Annotated in this window: 21 protein-coding genes, 1 tRNA gene and 1 pseudogene; 20 read left to right on the top strand and 3 right to left on the bottom strand. The window is 65.0% G+C overall.

Going from position 1 to position 20,375, the window contains the following annotated elements:
• Positions 1 to 255: 255 nt before the first annotated feature.
• The 16 genes from ABT23_RS02200 (at position 256) to ABT23_RS02125 (ending at position 13,189) form a co-directional block, all read left to right on the top strand.
• Positions 256 to 849 (top strand): hypothetical protein, encoded by a 594-nt coding sequence (locus ABT23_RS02200; RefSeq protein WP_296630514.1) that lies wholly within the window; start codon positions 256 to 258, stop codon positions 847 to 849.
• The gene (locus ABT23_RS02195) at positions 836 to 1,639 is read left to right on the top strand and encodes a hypothetical protein (protein ID WP_296630511.1); all 804 of its coding nucleotides are present in this window, start codon (positions 836 to 838) and stop codon (positions 1,637 to 1,639) included. The genes ABT23_RS02200 and ABT23_RS02195 overlap by 14 nt, the downstream gene beginning before the upstream one ends.
• Positions 1,624 to 2,628 carry a hypothetical protein gene (locus ABT23_RS02190; protein ID WP_296630508.1) on the top strand — a complete coding sequence of 335 codons (1,005 nt, stop codon included), beginning with the start codon at positions 1,624 to 1,626 and terminating at the stop codon, positions 2,626 to 2,628. Before ABT23_RS02195 ends, ABT23_RS02190 begins: the two co-directional genes overlap by 16 nt.
• Positions 2,606 to 3,565 carry an ABC transporter substrate-binding protein gene (locus ABT23_RS02185; protein WP_296630505.1) on the top strand — a complete coding sequence of 320 codons (960 nt, stop codon included), beginning with the start codon at positions 2,606 to 2,608 and terminating at the stop codon, positions 3,563 to 3,565. The genes ABT23_RS02190 and ABT23_RS02185 overlap by 23 nt, the downstream gene beginning before the upstream one ends.
• A 17-nt stretch (positions 3,566 to 3,582) precedes the next feature.
• The gene (locus ABT23_RS02180) at positions 3,583 to 4,548 is read left to right on the top strand and encodes an iron ABC transporter permease (RefSeq protein WP_296630502.1); all 966 of its coding nucleotides are present in this window, start codon (positions 3,583 to 3,585) and stop codon (positions 4,546 to 4,548) included.
• Positions 4,545 to 5,360 carry an ABC transporter ATP-binding protein gene (locus ABT23_RS02175; RefSeq protein ID WP_296630499.1) on the top strand — a complete coding sequence of 272 codons (816 nt, stop codon included), beginning with the start codon at positions 4,545 to 4,547 and terminating at the stop codon, positions 5,358 to 5,360. Before ABT23_RS02180 ends, ABT23_RS02175 begins: the two co-directional genes overlap by 4 nt.
• Before the next feature lie 72 nt (positions 5,361 to 5,432).
• Positions 5,433 to 6,044 (top strand): cob(I)yrinic acid a,c-diamide adenosyltransferase, encoded by a 612-nt coding sequence (gene cobO, locus ABT23_RS02170; RefSeq protein ID WP_296630497.1) that lies wholly within the window; start codon positions 5,433 to 5,435, stop codon positions 6,042 to 6,044.
• A gap of 56 nt (positions 6,045 to 6,100) precedes the next feature.
• Complete coding sequence (locus ABT23_RS02165) at positions 6,101 to 7,279, top strand: glycosyltransferase (protein ID WP_296630494.1); 1,179 nt, start codon at positions 6,101 to 6,103, stop codon at positions 7,277 to 7,279.
• Between the two features lie 7 nt (positions 7,280 to 7,286).
• The gene (gene gluQRS, locus ABT23_RS02160) at positions 7,287 to 8,192 is read left to right on the top strand and encodes a tRNA glutamyl-Q(34) synthetase GluQRS (RefSeq protein ID WP_296630491.1); all 906 of its coding nucleotides are present in this window, start codon (positions 7,287 to 7,289) and stop codon (positions 8,190 to 8,192) included.
• Between the two features lie 42 nt (positions 8,193 to 8,234).
• Complete coding sequence (locus ABT23_RS02155; RefSeq protein ID WP_296630488.1) at positions 8,235 to 8,789, top strand: hypothetical protein; 555 nt, start codon at positions 8,235 to 8,237, stop codon at positions 8,787 to 8,789.
• A gap of 87 nt (positions 8,790 to 8,876) precedes the next feature.
• Positions 8,877 to 8,953 (top strand) — tRNA-Met (locus ABT23_RS02150).
• 160 nt (positions 8,954 to 9,113) lie between these two features.
• Positions 9,114 to 9,506: a DUF202 domain-containing protein gene (locus tag ABT23_RS02145; RefSeq protein ID WP_296630486.1), complete on the top strand. Its 393-nt coding sequence runs from the start codon at positions 9,114 to 9,116 to the stop codon at positions 9,504 to 9,506.
• A 111-nt stretch (positions 9,507 to 9,617) separates the two neighbouring features.
• Positions 9,618 to 10,958, top strand: coding sequence for a tRNA (N6-isopentenyl adenosine(37)-C2)-methylthiotransferase MiaB (miaB, locus tag ABT23_RS02140; RefSeq protein ID WP_296630483.1), 1,341 nt, complete (start codon positions 9,618 to 9,620; stop codon positions 10,956 to 10,958).
• Positions 10,955 to 11,893, top strand: a complete 939-nt coding sequence (locus ABT23_RS02135) for a PhoH family protein (RefSeq protein WP_296630481.1) — start codon at positions 10,955 to 10,957, stop codon at positions 11,891 to 11,893. The genes miaB and ABT23_RS02135 overlap by 4 nt, the downstream gene beginning before the upstream one ends.
• Positions 11,890 to 12,348 carry an rRNA maturation RNase YbeY gene (gene ybeY / locus ABT23_RS02130; RefSeq protein ID WP_296630478.1) on the top strand — a complete coding sequence of 153 codons (459 nt, stop codon included), beginning with the start codon at positions 11,890 to 11,892 and terminating at the stop codon, positions 12,346 to 12,348. The genes ABT23_RS02135 and ybeY overlap by 4 nt, the downstream gene beginning before the upstream one ends.
• A complete protein-coding gene (locus tag ABT23_RS02125; protein ID WP_296630475.1) occupies positions 12,332 to 13,189 on the top strand; it encodes a transporter associated domain-containing protein in 858 nt (285 codons plus the stop codon). Before ybeY ends, ABT23_RS02125 begins: the two co-directional genes overlap by 17 nt.
• 156 nt (positions 13,190 to 13,345) lie before the next feature.
• Here ABT23_RS02125 and ABT23_RS02120 read toward each other — a convergent pair whose 3' ends face one another.
• Entirely contained in the window at positions 13,346 to 14,491 is a 1,146-nt protein-coding gene (locus ABT23_RS02120; protein WP_296630473.1) for an SAM-dependent methyltransferase, read from the bottom strand.
• Positions 14,492 to 14,557: 66 nt separating this feature from the next.
• Between ABT23_RS02120 and ABT23_RS02115 the strand changes: the two genes are divergently transcribed.
• From ABT23_RS02115 to metK, 3 genes are read left to right on the top strand one after another with little or no spacing between them, the layout of a single operon-like run.
• Positions 14,558 to 15,298, top strand: coding sequence for a pteridine reductase (locus tag ABT23_RS02115; protein ID WP_296630470.1), 741 nt, complete (start codon positions 14,558 to 14,560; stop codon positions 15,296 to 15,298).
• A 29-nt stretch (positions 15,299 to 15,327) separates the two neighbouring features.
• Complete coding sequence (locus ABT23_RS02110) at positions 15,328 to 16,440, top strand: class I SAM-dependent methyltransferase (protein WP_296630770.1); 1,113 nt, start codon at positions 15,328 to 15,330, stop codon at positions 16,438 to 16,440.
• Between the two features lie 36 nt (positions 16,441 to 16,476).
• On the top strand, positions 16,477 to 17,655 hold the full coding sequence (gene metK, locus ABT23_RS02105; protein ID WP_296630467.1) for a methionine adenosyltransferase: 1,179 nt from the start codon (positions 16,477 to 16,479) through the stop codon (positions 17,653 to 17,655).
• A gap of 43 nt (positions 17,656 to 17,698) precedes the next feature.
• Here metK and ABT23_RS02100 read toward each other — a convergent pair whose 3' ends face one another.
• Both ABT23_RS02100 and ABT23_RS02095 read right to left on the bottom strand, forming a co-directional pair.
• Positions 17,699 to 18,142 (bottom strand): potassium channel family protein, encoded by a 444-nt coding sequence (locus tag ABT23_RS02100; protein ID WP_296630464.1) that lies wholly within the window; start codon positions 18,140 to 18,142, stop codon positions 17,699 to 17,701.
• Positions 18,143 to 18,507: 365 nt separating this feature from the next.
• Positions 18,508 to 19,076: pseudogene (locus ABT23_RS02095) on the bottom strand (polymer-forming cytoskeletal protein).
• A 489-nt stretch (positions 19,077 to 19,565) separates the two neighbouring features.
• On the opposite strand from ABT23_RS02095, the gene ABT23_RS02090 reads away from it, so the two are divergent.
• Positions 19,566 to 20,345 carry a flagellar brake protein gene (locus tag ABT23_RS02090; RefSeq protein ID WP_296630460.1) on the top strand — a complete coding sequence of 260 codons (780 nt, stop codon included), beginning with the start codon at positions 19,566 to 19,568 and terminating at the stop codon, positions 20,343 to 20,345.
• Positions 20,346 to 20,375 lie beyond the last annotated feature (30 nt).

Here is a 20,375-nt window from a genome sequence, read left to right as displayed (position 1 = left end):
TCGCTATCTGCGAAATATCCTGAATTTTATTCATATAAATCAATCTATTGAAATAGATGTTTTGTTTATTTGAACATTGATGAATTAATATTGGATTAATCTGGAAAAAACATTTTTTATTGTTTAATATGGTGTTTCCGGCGGCGGGTGTGGACCGGTAAATGCATTTGAAGCGGCATCACCTTGATGCAGCCTCCCTGTCCCGTGATTTTTGAGGTCGAGGGTGGGGTGGGCGGTAAACCGGAAGGAACGGGAATGGCAAAACAGCGTGGAGGGCGCAAGCCCATCATCGAACGGGATGGCGCGGGGAAACCGCGCGTTCATCGCTGGCCGATGCCGACCGATCCGGACACGCTTCACGATTTTCTGGCGGACACGTTCCTGTGCTACTGGGACCAGCTGATTTTTGGCCCGTCTGTCAGTGGCGCGGCGTATGAGTGGACGTGTCCCTGTGCGCCTGACCTGATCGAGCGGGACGGCGAATTCCTGACGATCGGGTTCAACGGCCCCCATTTCCATCTGTGCATCGGATCGGACACCCCCGATGCGGACTCGGACCGCGAGGCGCGGATGCGTGGGTTGCGTCCGGCGAACGCCAGCATCTTTCGCACACTGGATGACCGGGGGGCGCCCAACAGTTGGGGATTCGAGATGCGCAACGCGGCGGGCGTGTCCATGCTGACCATCTATTTCGCCAATCCTTTTGTGTTGCCCGGAGACCGGCTTGCCGAGCGGCCGGATTGGTCGAGGCTGTCGATGTGGCGGGATATCGCCTTTCGCTATCTCGGCCGGGAACCGGAAGCGTTCGATCAGACCAGCAAAGGCTTTGGGCACTATGAGGCGGCATAGCGGCGAGATGGTGCAGGCCCTTTTCCAGCCGGATGTGTCGGTACCGGTACTGCTCGAACGACTGTCGCATTTGACCGGCGCGCTCAGGGTTACGGTGGACCCTCACGACCCGGACGACTGGATCCAGGCGGACGCGCTGATGACGCCGGAAACCGGTGCGCTGGCCGATTTCATCGTCCATCTGGCAGACGCCGGTTTCGGCGCAAACAGGCGGGCAGCCGCGGCTTCACTGCTGTTGCGCCATGGCTGGGCGGCGGGGCCCATCATTGCGGCCTATCTGGCAGAGCGGCGGACGCTTCGCATCCATGATTTCGCGCTGCGCTTTTCCGCGTCCACCTTGGTCGAAGGCGTCTGGATCCGGCAGGCCGATCTCCTGGCGAGCCGCAATCCGGCCGATATCGGCCCCGGCGTGCTCGCCAGTCTCCTGGCGTTCAGCGAACCGGTACTGGAAAGCCTGCGGCGCTGGTCCGGCTATTCCCGCCACGCCTTGTGGTCGATGCTGGCCTCGTCCTGGCTGGCCCAGTTTTCCACGATAGGCGAGTTGCTTGGCGACCGTGAACAGGCCGTCAGGGCAGCCCGTGCCTTGCTGGCGCGGCATTCGGAGTTGGCGCGCGCACTGCCGGAAACGTATGTGATCGCGAGCGGCGACCGTTCGGAGGTGTGCCAGATACTCAAGGCGTGCTGCCTCCAGCACAAGGGTTTCCGACGCCGTTTCTGTCCGAGCTGCCCAGTCATCCAGGATCGGGAACGCATTGTCAGGAATCGGGAGTGGGTATGTCGGGCGAAATGAGTATCGAGCATCGATACGCAAGCGGCTATGCGGCGTTGGTCGGCAGATTGCTGAACGATACGCGGCATGGCTGGAGCATCGGTACGTTTGGTGCGGTTGGCGAGTTTGTCCGGGACGACGACGAGCCCGCCACGCGGACGATCACCGCAAGCGCGCAGTGCCTGTACACGGCGCGTGCTGCCATCCGGATCAACCTGGATGTCGAGCCGCGCGTGCTGGCTTACGACACCCTGTCAGGCGACGGGGAAAGCTGGGGGCATTCGCTGGCCTTTTGCCTGCCGATTCCCGACAAGGCGCGCCGAGGCGTCATCCAGTCGCTGGGACACGATACCGACGCGGTACGCGACGAGGACCGGGACGCCGCGATCTTCGATCTGGGGGCCGGGATCGGCCACGTGCGGTTCTGCCTGCGGACCCGCGACGCGCGCCTGATCGACACATTGCTCGCGTTGCAGAACCAGGACGTATTCGGCCCCCATGGCGGTGCATTGATGGCCGACGTCCTGCGTGCCCAGCCCCACCGGGTGCTGATTTCGCCTGCCGGCAGGATCGAGGTCTTTGCCGCCATCCCGCCGCCTGACGGCGAGAGCCCGGAAGGTCCGCATACGCACCTTCTGCCCAAGCTCATCCAGTCGGGACGGACCCACGATGCGAACGCGCCCATTCCACGTGGATTTCAGCCGGTCTTGATGTTCAATCCGCGTTCGCCCTGGCGCGATGCGCTCGGGCGGCGCGTGCCGTTCGAACCCGAACTGGACGCCGACTTCCGGAAATTGCTGGATCGCCATGGCTTGCCAGGCGAGGCGCGTATCCGTGCCGGCGTCGAAGCGGCCGTCGCGTCGGGAACCCGTCCCGACGCATTCGCCTGGCCGACCACCCGGCGCGGCCGCGCGGTCGCCCGCCTGACCCTGCGGCGGATCGCACAACGCAGTCCGGGCGACCTGGTTGCCGCGTGGCGCGCGCATCATGACCACGCCGAGGAAGAATGAGCTGTCGTTGAAAGCGGCAAGCGTGTGTCGGCGGCTGGCGTGCCTGCCGTTGATGTGTCTGCTCCTTCCGGCTTGTGCCGGCCCGGCCACGGGGACGGAAGGCCTGCCGTCGGACGGCGTGTCATCCGGCGCGTTGCCCGCACCGGTCGCGGTCCGGAAGCCGACCCGGATCATGTCGATGATGCTGTGCAACGATGTGCTGCTCCTGATGATGGTACCCAAGGATCGGATCGCGTCGATCACCTATCTGGCCCACGATGCGGTCGAGGCCCTGTTGCCGGGGGCCGATACGGGCGTCGCCGTCAACCACGGAACCGCCGAGGAGATCCTGCTGCAAAAGCCGGATCTGATTCTTGCCGGCACCGATTCCGCGCCGATGGCCCGCAAGCTGGCAAAGGCGGTCGGCGCACGCGTGGTCGAAGTCGGGGCGGCCAACAGTTTTGCGGATATCCGCCGGGTCGTCCGTCAGGTTGGCCTGGCGGTGGGCGAACCTGGCCAGGCCCATGCCTTGTTGGCGGAGATGGACCGGAAACTGGCGTGGCTCGCCTCCCATCAGCCCGTGCGTCCCCTGCGGGTCGTCGCATGGAGCGGCAGCCAGGCCGTGCCGGGCAAGGGCACGCTGACAAACGAGATCATTGCGGCCTCCGGCGCAGACAATATCGCCGCCCGCCTTCCCGACAGCCGGTATGGCAGTTTCGGGCTGGAAGAACTGCTGGCAGCCCGGCCCGACGCCATCCTGCAAGGCGAAACCCGATGGTCGGGTCCGTCCTTGCAGGATGCGCAATCCATGCATCCGTTGATCGAACGATACTGGCGTGGGCGCCGGATCGGCTATCCGGATGCTGCCTATGCGTGCGGTCTGCCGCAATCGGCCGATGCGGCGATCGCGCTGCGTAACCTGTACCGCGAACTTCCCGTCGGTCGGCCGCGATGGTAAGGCTGCGCCAGGATCCCATGCCGCTGATGCTGGCCTTGCTGCTGGCGGCGGCCGGCGCATCCTTGGTGATCGGGAAGGTCTGGCTGCCGCCCGTCGTGTTGTTCGATGGACTGGCAGCGCCCAAACCCAATCTCGCCTGGCTGATCGTGACCGAGCTGCGCATACCCCGTACCGTGCTGGCGCTCATGGTCGGCGCGACGCTGGGCCTCGGGGGCGCGGTGCTGCAAGGTTTGTTGCGTAATCCGCTGGCGGAGCCGGGGCTGCTGGGCGTATCGGGCGGCGCGGCATTGGGTGCGGTCATCGCGATCTATTTCGGTCTGGCCGCCCGGTTTGCCCTGGCCACGCCGCTGCTGGGCATAGCGGGTGCGCTGGTTGCTGGCGCGCTGACGTTTCTGTTCGGACGTAGCGGGACGCTGACGCTGATCCTGGCCGGTTCGGCGGTGTCCGGCCTCGCGGCGGCCGGGCTGGCCCTGGCCCTGAATTTCGCGCCCAGCCCCTACGCGGCGTATGAAATCACCACCTGGCTGTTGGGATCGGTCGCCGAAAAGGAATGGCGCCAGATTGCATTGTGTACACCCTTCGTCCTGGCAGGCTGGCTCTGCCTGGCGGCCACGCCGCGCGGGCTTGATGCGCTCACGCTGGGCGAGGCGCAGGCCGAGAGTCTGGGCGTCAACCTGAACAGGCTGCGGGTGCTCGCGCTGGCCGGCGTGGCGTTTTCGGTCGGCGCGGCCACGGCGATGGCGGGCGCCATCGGTTTTGTGGGGCTTGTCGCGCCCCATCTCGTCCGGCCCTTCGTCGGATATCGGCCGAGCCGGATTCTTCTGCCGTCGGCCGTGTTCGGCGCCCTGCTGCTGCTGGTGACCGACATCGCCATCCGCGTGATTCCCACGAGCGCGGAACTCAAGCTTGGCGTGCTCACGAGCCTGATCGGCACCCCCTTCTTCTTCTGGCTGGTCCTGCGCTTGCGGAGGATGTCTCCGTGACCGTCCTGCATGCCGAGAACGTGAGCTTCGACATCGCCGGGCGCAGCCTCGTCAGCAATATCGACCTTGCGTGCGAGAGCGGACAGTTCGTCGCCTTGCTGGGGGCCAACGGCGCCGGAAAGTCCACGCTCATTCGCATGCTGAGCGGCCTGGAACGGCCGTCTCGCGGCCAGATGCGACTCGACGCCAGACCCATCCGCGCCATCGACCGGCGCGTGCTTGCACGTCGCCGCGCCTACATTCCCCAAAATGCCCGGGTGGAGTGGCCGGTGGCCGTCGAGCGTCTGGTGGCCCTGGGACTCATGCCGCAACTCCCTGTTTTCGGTGATCTGGACAGCGCGGCATGGCGCAAGGTCGAGGCGGCGCTCGCCCTGTGCGACCTGAGCCATAAAACGGGTCAACCCGCCACCACCTTGTCCGGCGGCGAACTGGCCCGGGCCATGCTGGCACGGGCGCTGGTTGGCGAGCCGGAGATCGTCATCGCCGACGAGCCGCTTTCCGGCCTGGACCCGAGACATGCCATGGACGGGGTCGCGCGCCTGGCCGCACTGGCGCGCGCTGGCCGACTGATCATTGCGTCGATCCACGACCTGACCCTGGCGGCGCGCTATGCCACCCACGTCGCCATCATGCGTGGCGGCAGGCTGCTTGCCTATGGCCCGACAGCGTCGACCTTGACGTCCTCGCGCATCAGTGCGGCCTTTGATGTGGATGCCTGCGTTCAGGGCACGGGCGCCCAGGCGATCGTCGATTTCATCGCGCGGCCGGAGCAGCCCGCGCTGCATCCATTTCCCGGCCTGGTGCCGGCCTGAAGCCGCGGATAGATACATTGCCCCCGGACGTTTGCTCTATGCTGTCCCCTGTTCCCGCTTCCCCGTCTCACCATGAATACTGAATCCGCAGATCGCAATGCCCGCCATGCCGCGCGTATGGCACGTAAAAAAGCCTTGATCGATGCCGCCATCGGCGCCGCCACCGACGAACGCGGCCTGCTCCTCGTCATCACCGGCAACGGCAAGGGCAAGAGCACCTCGGCCTTCGGCACGATGGCGCGCGCGCTTGGGCACGGCATGAAGGTTGGCGTGGTGCAGTTCATCAAGAGCCGTACCGATACCGGCGAAGAAGCCTTCCTCGGCAGGCAGCCCGGCGTCGAGTGGCACGTCACCGGCGACGGCTTCACCTGGGATACGCAGAACCGCGAGCAGGATATCGCCACCGCCGAACGCGGCTGGGCGATCGCCGCCCGCATGCTGGGCGACCCGTCCTATCAGCTGGTGGTGCTCGACGAGCTGACCTACCTCTTGAGCTACGGCTACCTCGACAGCGACGTCGTGCTCGACGCCTTGGCCAACCGGCCCCCGATGCAGCACGTGATCGTCACCGGGCGCGCCGCGTCCGACGCGCTGATCGAGCTGGCCGACACGGTGTCGGTCATCGCCGACGAAAAGCACGCCTTCCGCGCCGGCGTGAAGGCGCAGCCCGGCATCGACCTGTAATCACCCTGTAACCGTCTTGCCATACAACACGGGCTTTGCTTCTGGCGGAGTCTGCCGTGCGTATCCTGATGGTGTCCGACGTGTATTTCCCTCGCGTCAACGGCGTGTCCACGTCGATCCAAACCCTGCGCCAGGCGCTGACCGAGGCGGGGCACAGTAGCGTGCTGGTGACGCCGGACTATCCGGCCGCGGCCGCCGAGCCTGGCATCGTGCGGGTGTCAGGCTGGCAGATTCCGCGCGATCCGGAAGACCGACTGATGCATCCGCGCGCACTCGCACTAGCACTCGATGCGCTCGATCCCGCCGACTTCGACCTCGTCCACATCCATACGCCCTTCCTGGCGCATCGCGCCGGCGTGCGCTGGGCACGTCGGCATGGCCTGCCGTGCGTCGAGACCTACCACACGCTGTTCGAGGAATACTTCCACCACTATCTGCCTTTCCTGCCGAAGTCCTGGCTGGCGGCGGCGGCGCGGATGATCTCGCGCAAGGAATGCGATGGCGTCACCGCGGTGATCGCGCCCTCGTCGGCGATGAAGCAGGCGTTGCTGGGGTATGGCGTTAGCAGTCCCATCCACATCATTCCCACCGGGCTGCGATTGGCCGATTTTTCCAACTGCGACGGCTCCGCGTTCCGTGTCCGCCACGACATCGCGCCCGGGCGTCCGGTGATGGCCTATGTCGGACGCGTGGCGTTCGAGAAGAACCTGGATTTCCTGCTGCAGGTGACCGATCAAGTCCGCCGCAGCCTGCCCGATGTGTTGTTCGTCATTGCCGGCGAGGGCCCCGCGCGCGCGTCGCTCGAACGCGCAGTGGCGAAGCGCGGGCTTGCCGGCAACGTGCGCTTCGTCGGCTACCTCGAGCGCCGGACCGAACTCCCGGCCTGCTACTGCGCGGCGGATGCCTTCGTCTTCGCCTCCAAGACCGAAACCCAGGGCCTGGTGCTGCTGGAAGCGATGGCGCTCGGCGTGCCGGTGGTCGGCCTGGCCGAGATGGGGACCCGGGACGTGCTGCAGGAAGGGCAGGGCTGCCGCATTGCGCCGGACGATGTCGCGGGATTTGCCCGGGTGCTGACGCCTTTGCTGACGGACCGTGCCGCGGCACAGGCACTCGGCGCGGCTGGCAGGACCTACGCGGCGAACTGGAGCGAAGCGCGCATGGGTGAAGCCATCCTCGCGCTCTATCAAACCCTGCATACAGGGCCGGTGGCCGGAGGCATACCCGCCCCGGCATAATGGCCGGGTGAATTCCGTCCCCTACGTCGGGCGCTTTGCGCCGTCTCCGACCGGACCCTTGCACGTCGGTTCGCTGGTCGCCGCCGTGGCGAGTTGGCTCGACGCCCGCGCAGCCGGCGGGCGCTGGCTGGTCCGCATGGAGGATCTCGACCGTCCCCGCTGCGAGTCCGGCGCGGCCGACACCATCCTGCGCCAGCTGGAAGCCTACGGCCTGCACTGGGACGGCACGGTGCTCTATCAGTCGCAGCGTGACGATGCCTATGCCGCGGCACTCGATGCGCTGAAAGCCTGCGGCGCGGTCTATCCGTGCGCCTGCACCCGTAGCCAGCTTGCCCAGGTGCCGCGCAATCACGAGGGCGAGATTCTCTATCCCGGCACCTGCCGTAATGGCCTGCCGCCCGGTACGGTCGCGCGGGCATGGCGGGTGCGCGTGGCGGATGCAAACTTCCACTTTCACGACCGCATCCACGGCGACCTGGAACAGAACCTGGCCCGCGACGTCGGCGACTTCATCGTCAAACGTGCCGACGGCCTGTTCGCCTACCAGCTGGCCGTGGTGGTCGACGATGCCTTCCAGGACATCACCCACGTCGTGCGCGGCGCCGACCTGCTGTGGAACACGCCGCGCCAGATGGTTTTGCAAGGCCTGCTGGGTCTGCCGACGCCGGTTTACGCGCACGTGCCGCTCGTCACCAACGCCGCCGGCCAGAAGCTGTCCAAACAGACCCTCGCCCCGACCTTGCCCGAGAGCGGACGGGGCGCGGTGCTGGCGCAGGCGCTCGTCGTGCTTGGCCATCCGTCGCCGCCGGAACTGAACGATGCCGGGCCGGCTGAACTCCTGGCGTGGGCAGGCGCACACTGGCGCATCGAGAATGTGCCGCTGCGCCCCGCCATTGCCAACGCCGCCCCCTGACCGGACAATCCGCTCACCCCTTACCGCTCACCGTTTACCAAAATGGCCCAACTCCCCCCCGCCGTCGAACAGGTCCTGCGCGTCCACGCGCCCTTCATCCACACCGTGGTCAATTCGCTGCGCGATCGCAGCCAGCTGCCCGACCTGATGAAACAGCTCGATGCCGCGGAGCAGGCCGGATGGGCGCGACTGGTCGGCGCATTGCGCCACGTGATCGACGGTCGCCGCGATCCCTCGATCAAGCTGGGGCTGGACGAGGAAGACAGCATCCTGCTCGACGCCATCCTGCGCGGCCTCGACAATCCGGCCACGTTGCCGCCGCTGGATGCCCAGCCGGACGGCAGCAGCGCCGCCCCAGGACTGGCCGCGCTCATCGACGCCTCGGCGCGCGGCGATGCACAGGCGATGTCGGTGCTCGCCAACATGGCCGAACAGATGATGAAAGCAGGCGGCGACATGGCGTTGCTGGGCGGCCGCATGCGCCGGCTCGTCAACGGCGAGCGCGACACCGACCAGCTCGTCGCCGGCATGGGACCGTTGGGGCGCGAACTGCTGATCAGCCTGCTCGACGAGTTGGCCAAACTGCGGCCGCAGTGAATTCCCCGGCCACTTTGACAGCACATGCCCGGGTCAGCTAAAATGCGCGCCTTTTCGGCGGTCCTCAGCCGGAAAAGCAGTCCCAAGGGTGATGTAGCTCAGTCGGTTAGAGCGACGGATTCATAATCCGTAGGTCGGTGGTTCAAGTCCACTCATCACCACCAGAACACCAGCGGCCTGCAGCGATGCAGGCCGTTTCGTCTCGGTCAATGGCACGTGGCCGACCTGCTTCTTGAAGCTGGAACAATCTGTCCGTTCATGCGTCACAAGAATGCAACATTCGTCCCGGCCCGATTAACGACAGATGATTTGACGAGGTAAAGTGTGATCGACGACCCCTACCTGGAATTCGAACGCGAAGCCATGATTCTGCGCGACTGGCTCGCGCTGGATCGCACGGTTCTGGCCAACAAGCGCACCTTTCTGGCCTACAGCCGGACCGCAATTGCCATGGCGGTTCTTGGCATCGCATTCATCAAGCTGATCGGTCACCCGTTCTTTGAAGTCAGCGGATTCCTTTTGGTCCTGTCCGGGATCGTGGTCTTTTATGTCGGAGCACGCGAGTACAGCAGCAATACCAAGCGCTTCAAAAAACTGGTCGAAAAGGAACGTGCCCTGGAGGCACATATGCACGAAGTGGAGGCCGTGGAAGCGAAAGAAGACCGCAGCATTGGAACTGCGGCCAATCGGACGTCGGCTTCGGCGGGTTCCACGTAATCGGAAGGCAGGCAAGGGTGATGCTGGCGCCCCGTTCCTTATTGCTACTTACTTGATCGAAACCAGCAGCGAATTTCCCGCCCCCAGTCTATTCACTGTCCCGGCACCCTCATGAAGAAGATCTACATCAAAACCTTCGGCTGTCAGATGAACGAGTACGACTCGGACAAGATGGCCGACGTGCTCAATGCCGCCGAAGGGCTGACCCCGACCGACACGCCGGACGATGCCGACGTCATCCTGTTCAACACCTGCTCGGTGCGCGAGAAAGCGCAGGAGAAGGTGTTCCATGACCTCGGCCGGGTGCGTCACCTGAAGCAGGCCAATCCCAATCTCATCATCGGCGTCGGCGGCTGCGTCGCGAGCCAGGAAGGTGCGGCCATCGTGTCGCGCGCGCCCTTCGTCGACGTCGTGTTCGGTCCGCAGACCCTGCACCGGCTGCCCGAACTGATTGCCAAAAAGCGCGAGACCGGGCGCGCCCAAGTCGACATCAGCTTTCCCGAAATCGAGAAATTCGACCACCTGCCGCCCGCGCGCGTCGAAGGGTCGTCGGCCTTCGTCTCGATCATGGAAGGCTGCTCCAAGTACTGCACCTTCTGCGTCGTGCCCTACACGCGTGGCGAGGAAGTCTCGCGCCCGTTCGACGACGTCATCGCCGAAGTGGCTGATCTTGCCGGACGCGGCGTCAAGGAAGTCACCCTGCTGGGCCAGAACGTCAACGCCTACCAGGGTGCGCTGCACGAAGGCGGCACCGCCGACTTCGCCTTCCTGCTGGAGATGGTGCACGAGATTCCCGGCATCGAACGGATCCGCTACACGACCAGCCATCCGCGCGAAATGACGCAGCGGCTGATCGAGTGCTACGGCAAGCTGCCCAAGCTGGTGTCGCATCTTCATTTACCCGTGCAGTCCGGCTCCGACCGCATCCTCGCGGCAATGAAGCGCGGCCACACGGTGCTCGAATTCAAGTCCATCATCCGCAAGCTGCGCGAGCAGCGGCCAGACCTCTGCCTGTCGTCGGACTTCATCGTCGGCTTTCCGGGCGAGACCGAGGCCGATTTCGAGGCGACGATGAAACTGATCCGCGAACTCGACTTCGACGCCAGCTTCTCCTTCATCTACAGCAAGCGCCCAGGCACGCCGGCATCGGATTATCCCGATGACGTGACAGCCGAACTGAAGACGCAGCGACTGATGAAATTGCAGGCGCAGATCGAGGCGCAGGCGCAGCGGGTGAACCAGGCCATGGTCGGCACCGTGCAGCGCGTGCTGGTCGAAGGCCACGCCCGCAAGAACGCCGACGAGCTCGCCGGCCGAACCGACAACAACCGCATCGTCAACTTCGCCGGACAGCCGCGCCTGATCGGGCAGTTCGTCGACGTCACCATCACCGAAGCCTACCCGCACAGCCTGCGCGGCGAAGTGGCGATCACCGAGAGCGAAACCGCTTGAAAACCGACATCGTTGAACTGCGTCTCGCCCCGGAAGACAACCGGCGGCTGGCCAACCTGTGCGGCCCCATGGACGAGAACCTGCGCCAGATCGAGGCTGCGTTCGACGTCACCATCGGCCGCCGCGGTTCAAGTTTTAGATTCACTGGCGACGCCGCGCAGGCCGAGAAGGGCGCGCAGGCGATCGAGCATTTCTACAACCGCGCACACGACGAGTTGAGCCTCGACGACATCCAGCTCGGTCTGGTCGAACTCACCCGCGGCCGTGCCGACGAGGAAGGCCCCGCGCTGCGCACGCGCCGCGCCGACCTGCGTGCACGCACGCCGCGCCAGGGTGAATACATCGAGCAGATCCGCAGCCACGACATCACCTTCGGCATCGGTCCGGCCGGCACCGGCAAGACCTATCTGGCCGTCGCCTGCGCGGTCGACGCGCTCGAGCGCGAGCAGGTCAAGCGCCTGGTGCTGACGCGCCCCGCGGTGGAAGCGGGCGAGCGCCTCGGCTTCCTGCCGGGCGACCTGACACAGAAAGTCGATCCCTACCTGCGCCCGCTCTACGACGCGCTGTACGACCTGATGGGCTTCGACAAGGTGACGCGGCTGATCGAGCGCCAGCCGCTCGCCTTCATGCGCGGGCGCACGCTCAACCACGCCTTCATCATCCTCGACGAGGCGCAGAACACCACGCCCGAGCAGATGCAGATGTTCCTCACCCGGATCGGCTTCGGCGCCCGTGCCGTGGTGACCGGCGACCCGACGCAGATCGACCTGCCCAAGCACGTGAAATCCGGCCTGATGGACGCCAACGACGTACTGGAAGGCGTGCGCGGCATCGCCTTCACGCACTTCCAGTCGGAGGACGTGGTGCGCCACCCGCTGGTCGGCCGCATCGTCGACGCCTACGCCGCGCGCCGCGCAGAGACGGACAAGCATTGAGTGCTGAATTCAGCCTGGCGGTGCAATTCGCCAGCGACGCCGACAACCTGCCAAGTCGCGCGCAGATCCGCCGCTGGGTCGCCGCCGCGCTGGAACATGCTGCCGAGATCACCGTGCGCATCGTCGACGCCGAGGAGGCGCAGGCGCTCAACCAGGACTACCGCAAGAAGGGTTACGTGCCCAACGTGCTGACCTTCGAGTACGGCGAAGTTTCACCCGGCGTGCTGGGCGGCGACGTGGTGATCTGCGCGCCCGTGGTCGAGCGCGAGGCGCGCGAGCAGGGCAAGCCGCTGAAGGATCATTACGCGCACGGCGTGCTGCACCTGCAGGGCTACGACCACATCGACCCGGCCGACGCGGACATCATGGAATCGCGCGAAGCCGTTATACTGAGGCGATTCCGCATTCCTAATCCTTATCTTTCATTTCCTGACGAAAATGGAGTCCGACAGTAGTCCCCCCAAACCGAGCCTGCTCGAACGCATCTCCCACTGGCTGATGCGTGAACCCGAAGACCGTGAACAGCTGATCGAATTGCTGCATGGCGCCTACGAAAACAGTTTGATGGATGCCGACGCCCTGGCGATGATCGAGGGCGTGCTGCAGGTATCCGAGATGCGCGTCGGCGAAATCATGATTCCGCGCGCACAGATGGACGTCATCGACATCAATGACGCGCCCGAGGTCTTCATCCCCTTTGTCATCGAGACCGCGCACTCGCGCTTCCCGGTCATCGACAAGGATCGTGACGACGTCATCGGCATCCTGCTGGCGAAGGACCTGCTGCGGCACTATGCCGAATCCGACAGCGACATCCGCGGCATGCTGCGGCCCGCCGTGTTCATCCCGGAATCGAAGCGGCTCAACGTGTTGTTGAAGGAATTCCGCTCCAACCGCAACCACATCGCCATCGTCGTCGACGAGTACGGCGGCGTGGCCGGGCTGGTGACGATCGAGGACGTGCTCGAGCAGATCGTCGGCGACATCGAGGATGAATACGACTTCGACGAGACCGAGGACAACATCATCCGCGAGAAGGAAGACGTGTTCCGCGTGAAGGCAGGCACCGAAATCGACGATTTCAACCAGGCCCTGGGCGCGCATTTCTCCGACGAGGAGTTCGATACCGTCGGCGGCCTCGTCGTCTCGCGCTTCGGCCATCTGCCCAAGCGCGGCGAGTCGGTCAAATTCGACGGCTTCCAGTTCAGCATTTTGCGCGCCGACAGCCGTCGGTTGCATGCGGTGCGGGTGACGCGCCTGCCGCCGGAAGAGGACGCGCAGTTGCCGCTGGTCTGAGCCTTGAGCCGTTCGCCCTGAGCCTGTCGAAGAGCATGTCCGGGTGGGCACAGGGTCGCTTCGGCAAGCTCAGGACAGGCTTCGACAAGCTCAGCCCGAACGGCATTACGGTTGACTCTCTTGGCTAAGTTAGGACGAACGGCCCGAAAGATTATCTCAAAGCGTGTGTCGGCGATCGCCACGCGCAAAACCGGCAAGCGGGGCGAGATCGCCCTTGGCAAAACCGATCACCTTGAACAGCTCGCCCATCTCGGCGGGCGACACCAGGCGCTGCACGGCGTTGGCCTGCGGTAGATAAGCCGCCGCATCCGCAGGCGGCGTCTGCATCAGCAATTCGGTCAACCCGCTTCCCAGCAGGAAATTCGCGTGGCTCGCGTAGCCCGCGAGTGCCAGTCCGGCGTCCTGTCCCGCACGCGCCACCGCGCTGAAATCGACGTGCGCGGTGAGGTCGCACAGGCCCGGCAGATAAAACGGATCGTCGAGCGCATGGTGACGGACATGCACGCGCAGCGTGCCCATGTGGCGCTGCGGATGGTAGTACTCGGCGGCGGCAAAGCCATAGTCGATCATCAGGATCAGGCCATGGTCGAGCACGCGGGCGAGCGAGGCGATCAGTGCGTCGGCGGCAAGATTGATCTCGGACAGGTAGCCGGGTGCCTGATTGATCGTCCCGGCGCGGGCGCGCAGCGCGGCGTCGGCGATGGGCCGGTCCTGCCATGCGAAGGACTTTCCTTCCCGCACCACGCCGCGCGTCTGCGCGCCGTCTTCCGTCCAATGCACCAGCTCCACCGGCAGCGCATCGAGCACCTCGTTGCCGAGGATCACGCCCCGGAAGTGATCGGGCAGCGCATCCAGCCATTGCACCCGTTCGCACAGATGCGGTCGTTCGCGCACAAGCGTCTCCTGCTGGCGCTGACGCAGGTCGGCGCTGACTTCCAGGATGTCATAGCGTGCCGGCAAGGTGCCCAGCCGTTCCAGTTCGCCCAGCACGTCCGCCGCCAGTCGGCCACTGCCTGCGCCCAGTTCCAGCACCTCGCCGCCGGTCTTGGCCAGTACCGGTGCAATCGCCTGCGCCAGCGTGCGGCCGAACAGCGGCGTCAGTTCCGGCGCGGTGACGAAGTCGCCTGCCGCGCCGAATTTCGCCGCGCCGGCGGCGTAGTAGCCCAGCCCCGGCGCGTAGAGCGCGGCTTCCATATAGCGCGAGAACGGAATCCAGCCGCCCGCGTCGTCGATCAGCGCATGCAGATGCGCGGTCACGCGCTGGCTGTGCGCAAAGGCGTCGGGAGTCGGGACGGGCAGCATCGAGTTCGGGGATAATGCGCAATGGCTGGATAATCCAGAATCGAGTGACTATAAGGGCGAATCCCGATGCATGGCAAAGTCGTATTGATTACCGGCGGGGCCAGGCGTGTGGGCGCGGCCTCGGCGCGCCTGCTGCACGCGGCCGGCGCCAACCTGATGATCCACTATCGCAGCTCGGCGGCCGAGGCGCGCGCGCTGCAGAACGAACTCAATGCCCTTCGCCCCGATTCGGTGGCGCTGATCCAGGCCGACCTGAACGACACCGGCGGCCTGCCGAGTCTGGTCCACCAGACCGTCTCTTCGTTCGGCGGGCTGGACGTGCTGCTCAACAATGCGTCGAGTTTCTATCCCACGCCGGTCGGCACCATCGGCGAAAAGGACTGGATCGACCTCATGGGCAGCAACCTCAAGGCTCCCATGTTCCTGTCGCAGGCCGCCGCGCCCGAACTGAAGAAGCGCCATGGCTGCATCATCAACATCACCGACATCCATGCCGAACGGCCGATGAAAAGCTACGTCGTCTATTCCGTCGCCAAGGCTGGTCTTGTGGGGCTCACCAAGTCACTGGCGCGCGAACTCGCGCCGGATGTACGCGTCAACGGCATCGCGCCCGGGCCGATCATGTGGCCTGAGGACGACGCGAACTTCGATGAGGTCTCGCGCCAGCGCATCGTCTCGCACACCATGCTGAAGCGCGCCGGCGATCCCCACGACATCGCGCTGGCGGTGCGTTTCTTCGCGATGGATACCCAGTACGTGACCGGACAGATCCTGGCCGTGGACGGCGGACGCAGCGCGAAGCTGTGACGAAACCTCAACCTGACACACCGCCTGCCGTGCTGAAGTGGACCGAAGCCGACGCGAGCCGGAGCGCCCGCTGGCGCTCGGAAAGCGGGTCGCCGCCACCCAAACGCGTGATGCTTGCGGACGACCGCCTCGCGGCGGATGCGGCGTATCGCCTGGCCAGCGAGGGCACTGCGCTGCTGTGGCGCGGCGATTTCCAGAATGCGCGCCAGTTGCTGCAGGCCATGGCGCGCCGCATCGACCGCAAGCCGCGCAAGCCCGCCGCGTCGCCGATCGAGGCCTTCAATTTTTATCGCCAGGCCCAGTCCCAGCGCGCCCGCACCCTCGGCATGCTGTTGCTGCCCCTGGAGGCGGACTACAGCATTCCCCTGCGGCGCGCACCGAATGTGAAGGAAGCCTGCGCCGAGGCCTATGGCGCGGGCGAGGTGCCGTCGGTGGTCTCGCTGCGCGAGTTGCTCGGCGTGATTGGCGCCCACGAGTGGCGCAAGAAAGGCGTCGACATTCCGGCGCTCGGCGAACGCATTCACCCGCACTACGGCGTGTTTTCGCCGGTGCGCGGCGAGTATCTACAGCTGGTGGCCGAGGCGCCGCTGCCTTCGTCGGCGCTCGCCTTCGACGTCGGCACGGGGACGGGCGTGCTGGCGGCGCTGCTGGCGCGCCGCGGGATCAAGCACGTCGTCGCCACCGACCAGGACCCGCGTGCCCTGGCGTGTGCGCGCCAGAACATCGCCCGGCTCGGGCTGAAGGGACGGGTGGACGTCGTCGAGGCCGATCTGTTCCCGCCGGGACGTGCGCCCCTCGTCGTCTGCAATCCGCCCTGGCTGCCCGCACGCGCGCATTCGCCGCTCGAACACGCGATCTACGATCCGGACAGCCGCATGCTGCTTGGCTTCCTGAACGGGCTGGCGGCACATCTGGAACCGGGCGGCGAAGGCTGGCTGATCCTGTCGGACCTGGCCGAGCATCTTGGCCTGCGCACGCGCGCATGGCTGCTGGATGCGTTCGACGCGGCCGGATTGGACGTCGTGGCGCGGCTGGACACCCACCCTACGCACCCACGCGCGGCCGATCAAACCGACCCGCTTCACGCCGCCCGCGCCGCCGAGGTCACGTCGCTGTGGCGCCTCGCGGCACGCGAGGCTTAAATCCTTCTTCGCATTACGCTACACAGGAAACCGACCATGAATTCCCGCCGTCATCTGTTTACCTCCGAATCCGTCTCGGAAGGCCATCCCGACAAGATCGCCGACCAGATTTCCGACGCCATCCTCGACGCCTTTCTGGCCGAGGAGCCCGAGGCCAAGGTGGCCTGCGAAACCTTCGTCGCCGACAACTTGGTGGTGATCGCCGGCGAGTTCAAGACCGTCCGCAAGGAACTGTTCGACGAGGTTCGCGAGCGCGCCGAGGGAATCGCCCGCCAGGTGCTGCGCGACATCGGCTATCGCGACACCGAAACCGGCATCGACCCCAACACCTGCGAAGTGCAGGTGCGCTTCAATCACCAGTCCATCCAGATCCACAAGGGCATCACGCTCGCGGGCGGCGACATCGGCGCCGGCGACCAGGGCCTGATGTTCGGCTATGCCTGCGACGAAACGCCCGACCTGATGCCTTATCCGGTCTGGCTGGCGCATCGCCTGGTGCAGAAACAGGCCGAACTGCGCAAGTCCGGCGCCTTGCCCTGGCTGCGCCCCGATGCCAAAAGCCAGGTGACGGTGGCCTATGAAGGGCAGCGGGTGGCCGGCGTGGAAAACGTGGTCATCTCCACCCAGATCGAGCGCGACCTCGACCCCGCGTGGGTCGCGCAGGAAGTCGCGCGCGAGATCGTCGACCCGCTGGTGCCCCTGGCGTTGCGCACGCCGGGCTTCAAGCTGTGGGTCAATCCCGCCGGCCCGTTCGAGATCGGCGGCCCCAACGGCGACACCGGCCTCACCGGGCGCAAGATCATCGTCGACACCTATGGCGGCTCCTGCCCCCACGGCGGCGGCGCGTTTTCAGGCAAGGACCCCACCAAGGTCGACCGCTCGGCGGCGTACATGGCGCGCTACATCGCCAAGAATCTCGTGGCGGCGGGCTATGCCAAACGCTGCCTGGTCCAGCTGGCGTATGCCATCGGCGTGGCCGAGCCGGTGTCCCTCCTGATCGACACCTACGGCACCGGGACCGTAGCGGACGACACCCTCGAAGCCATGGTGCGCCGCACCTTCAGGCTCACGCCGCGCGGCATCATCGAGAGTCTCGACCTGCGTCGCCCGATCTATCGGAAGACCGCAGCCTATGGCCACTTCGGGCGGGCCGAGCCGGATTTCAGCTGGGAGCGCGTGGACCAGGCGGACGCGCTGGCGGCATCGAACGGCTGACACGGAGCGCCATGGAAAAGCCGACCTCTCGATGCCCGCGCGCTCATTGGTGGCGCCGTGCCGCATCCAGGTTCCAGAAACGTTCCATGGCAATGTAGGTGTACGAGGCCGACCAGCCGATCAGCAGCAGGCCGTTCAGCGCTTCCACCCCGGCAATCATCCGGATCTGACCGACGGGCGTGAGATCGCCAAAGCCGAGCGAGGTATAGGTTTCGGCAGAGAAATAAAGACAGCTTGCCAATGAATGGCCGGACGGCCCGCTGAGGGCGCCTACGCCGAAATATTTCGTCAGGAGATAGATGGTCAGACCGTAGAGCGTCATTTCCAGCGCATGGGCCATGAAGGCCGTCGAGATGACGACCAAGAGCTTGCTGCGGTTGGGAATGGCGAGCGACGCCAGCCGCGTGTTGAGACTACTGAGCGCCTCGTAGTGGGTGACGGTGGTCAAGGCCAGGAGCAGGACACAAGCGAGCGCAACGATGAACATACGGGACCCGACGTCGACAGACAGTGCAGCAAAAAACGCAGCCGGGGCCGCGATGATTCCTTGACAAGGCAGTTCGCTGGAAAATTCGCAGGGCGTTGCCGATCGAAAACGCGGCGTGTGTGAAGCTCCGTTTACACGCGGTCGATGGCATCGCATCGAACCTGCAGGATGCGTTTGCGACTACCCGGTGTTTGAGCCGGTCGGCCGGACTGAGTTCAGTCCGGCCATTCATTTTCCGGCGGGATGGACAGACCTGTTTGGGGGGTCGTTGGGACGAGTATGGGGACCGGAGACGGGATGAACGTTCCGATAGATGGATACAGGCAGCGCTGTCGCAAATCGCAGACAGCTCTGCCTCAAGGCCGTCAGCTGCGTCGCTGGTTGCGGCTGAACGTGGACCCGGAACGAATCTCTTCGAGTTCCGCTGCCTTCTCCTGAACCGCTTCGGACACCGGGGTGGGCGACGCGGCGTCCGGCAGCTTGGCCAGACTGGGGCCGGCCGTATGCATCGCCATGTTGCCGGTGATGACGCCGCCTTCCTCGACCATCAAGGCCCCGTAGCGGATCGTGCCGTTGACGCGGCCGGTGGCATAGACCACCAGCCGCTTGCGGGCGGTCAACTCGCCCTCGAACGTGCCGTGCACTTCCGCCACGTCGATCTCGGCCTTGCCCGAGCTTCCACGCGGCCTTCCACCACCAGGATTTCGCAATCGGTGATCTCGGCGCCCTTCAGCTTGATGTTCGGTCCGACGATGAGTTTGCTGCCCTCTTCGTTGCGCGTGGACGGGATGACTTCCGGGGCCGTTTCCACTTTGTCGGGCTCGGCAGGCTTGGCGGCTTCGGCCGGTTTGCTCGGATATCCCGAATGGCCCGTCCGGGCCGAATCAGTGCGTGAATTGCTGGCAGTGCCGGGTTGCATGAAGGATTTGAGCATGGGTAGGGTCTCTCTCTGTATCTGGGTGAATCTGGGTGAAACGCTCTGGTGTGGTTGCGGCCGGAACTGGACGCACGGGTGGAAAAGCAACAGATGGGCCAGCACAGAAAACCCGTTGATAAACAGTCGTGTAAGCGATCCAAGAGACTCGGCCAAGGGGAAAAACAGGCCAAAACGTCGCCTGACGGCGACATCGGAACGGGGCTATTATTGGAATATTCCTACAAAACAAAAAGATAGGACGGATTGAGCCTGTCGTCATATGGCGACAGGCCGGCATGCGACATGTGAACGTTACGCGGCGAGTGTGGTTTACTTGGAAGGCCGGCGCGGCAAGGGGAGAAGAATCGTCGATGGCCGGCATCGTTATGATGACCAGAAGGCATCACGGCGAAACGTCGAATTGCACCCGTCCGGGAACCCGATTCGGGCATGGGCAAATTGACGTGCCATCATGCCGCATCGAAAAAATTGTCACGTGGACGCGCCATGCCAGAACAGCACAAATCAACCGCCCCAGACAAGCCGGCATCCGGCGGCCCGGAGGATCCATCCGCCAAAGCCGGCAAAGGCGAGCCGGCCTCGGCCCCGCGCGAATCCGGGGTGCTGTCGCTGGACCAGATCAAGCTGGGCATCGGCGATACGATACAGCTGCAGTTCCAGTCCGATGTCGAACCGTCCCGCTGCTTCGTCACCCTGGTCGGTTACCTGGAAGGCCAGAGCGTCATCGTGACCACGCCCATTATCAATGGCAGCCTGATGCTGGTGCGTGAAGGACAGGATTTCGTCGTGCGCCTGTTCAGCGGGAAAACGGCCTACGCCTTCACCTCGATGGCCAAGCGTGTCACCAATACGCCCTACCCGCACATCCATCTCGCCTATCCCAAGGAAGTGCGCGGACTGGTCGTGCGCGGCAGTTCGCGCGGGCGGATCAATATCATCTGTCACGCCACCGCCGAAGGGGGCCGTGGCCATGCCTGCGTTGCGCGCGACATCAGCCTCGGCGGCGCCTTGCTCGCCGCCAGCGAAAAGATGGGCGACGTGGGCAAGCCGCTCACGCTCAAATTCCGCGTCAAGATCGGCGATGCCGAGCATGTGCTCGTATTGGACTGCACGATTCGTTCGGTGAATGCGTCGCGTCCCACGGTGGATGAAAAACCCACCCTCCTGCACGGGCTGTCGTTCGAAAACGTGAACAGCCAGGACACGCTGGTCATCTCGGCGCTGCTCTACCAGAACATGATCAGCGCGCAGGAAGTGGAGCGATAGACGGGCGAATCGCGAAGCCGGCCCGTTTGT

The sequence above is a fragment of the Thiobacillus sp. SCN 63-57 genome, from assembly GCF_001725555.1.
Lineage (GTDB): Bacteria > Pseudomonadota > Gammaproteobacteria > Burkholderiales > Thiobacillaceae > Thiobacillus.
Note: the sequence above shows the minus strand (reverse complement) of the source record. Positions and strands in the feature narration are given on the sequence as shown.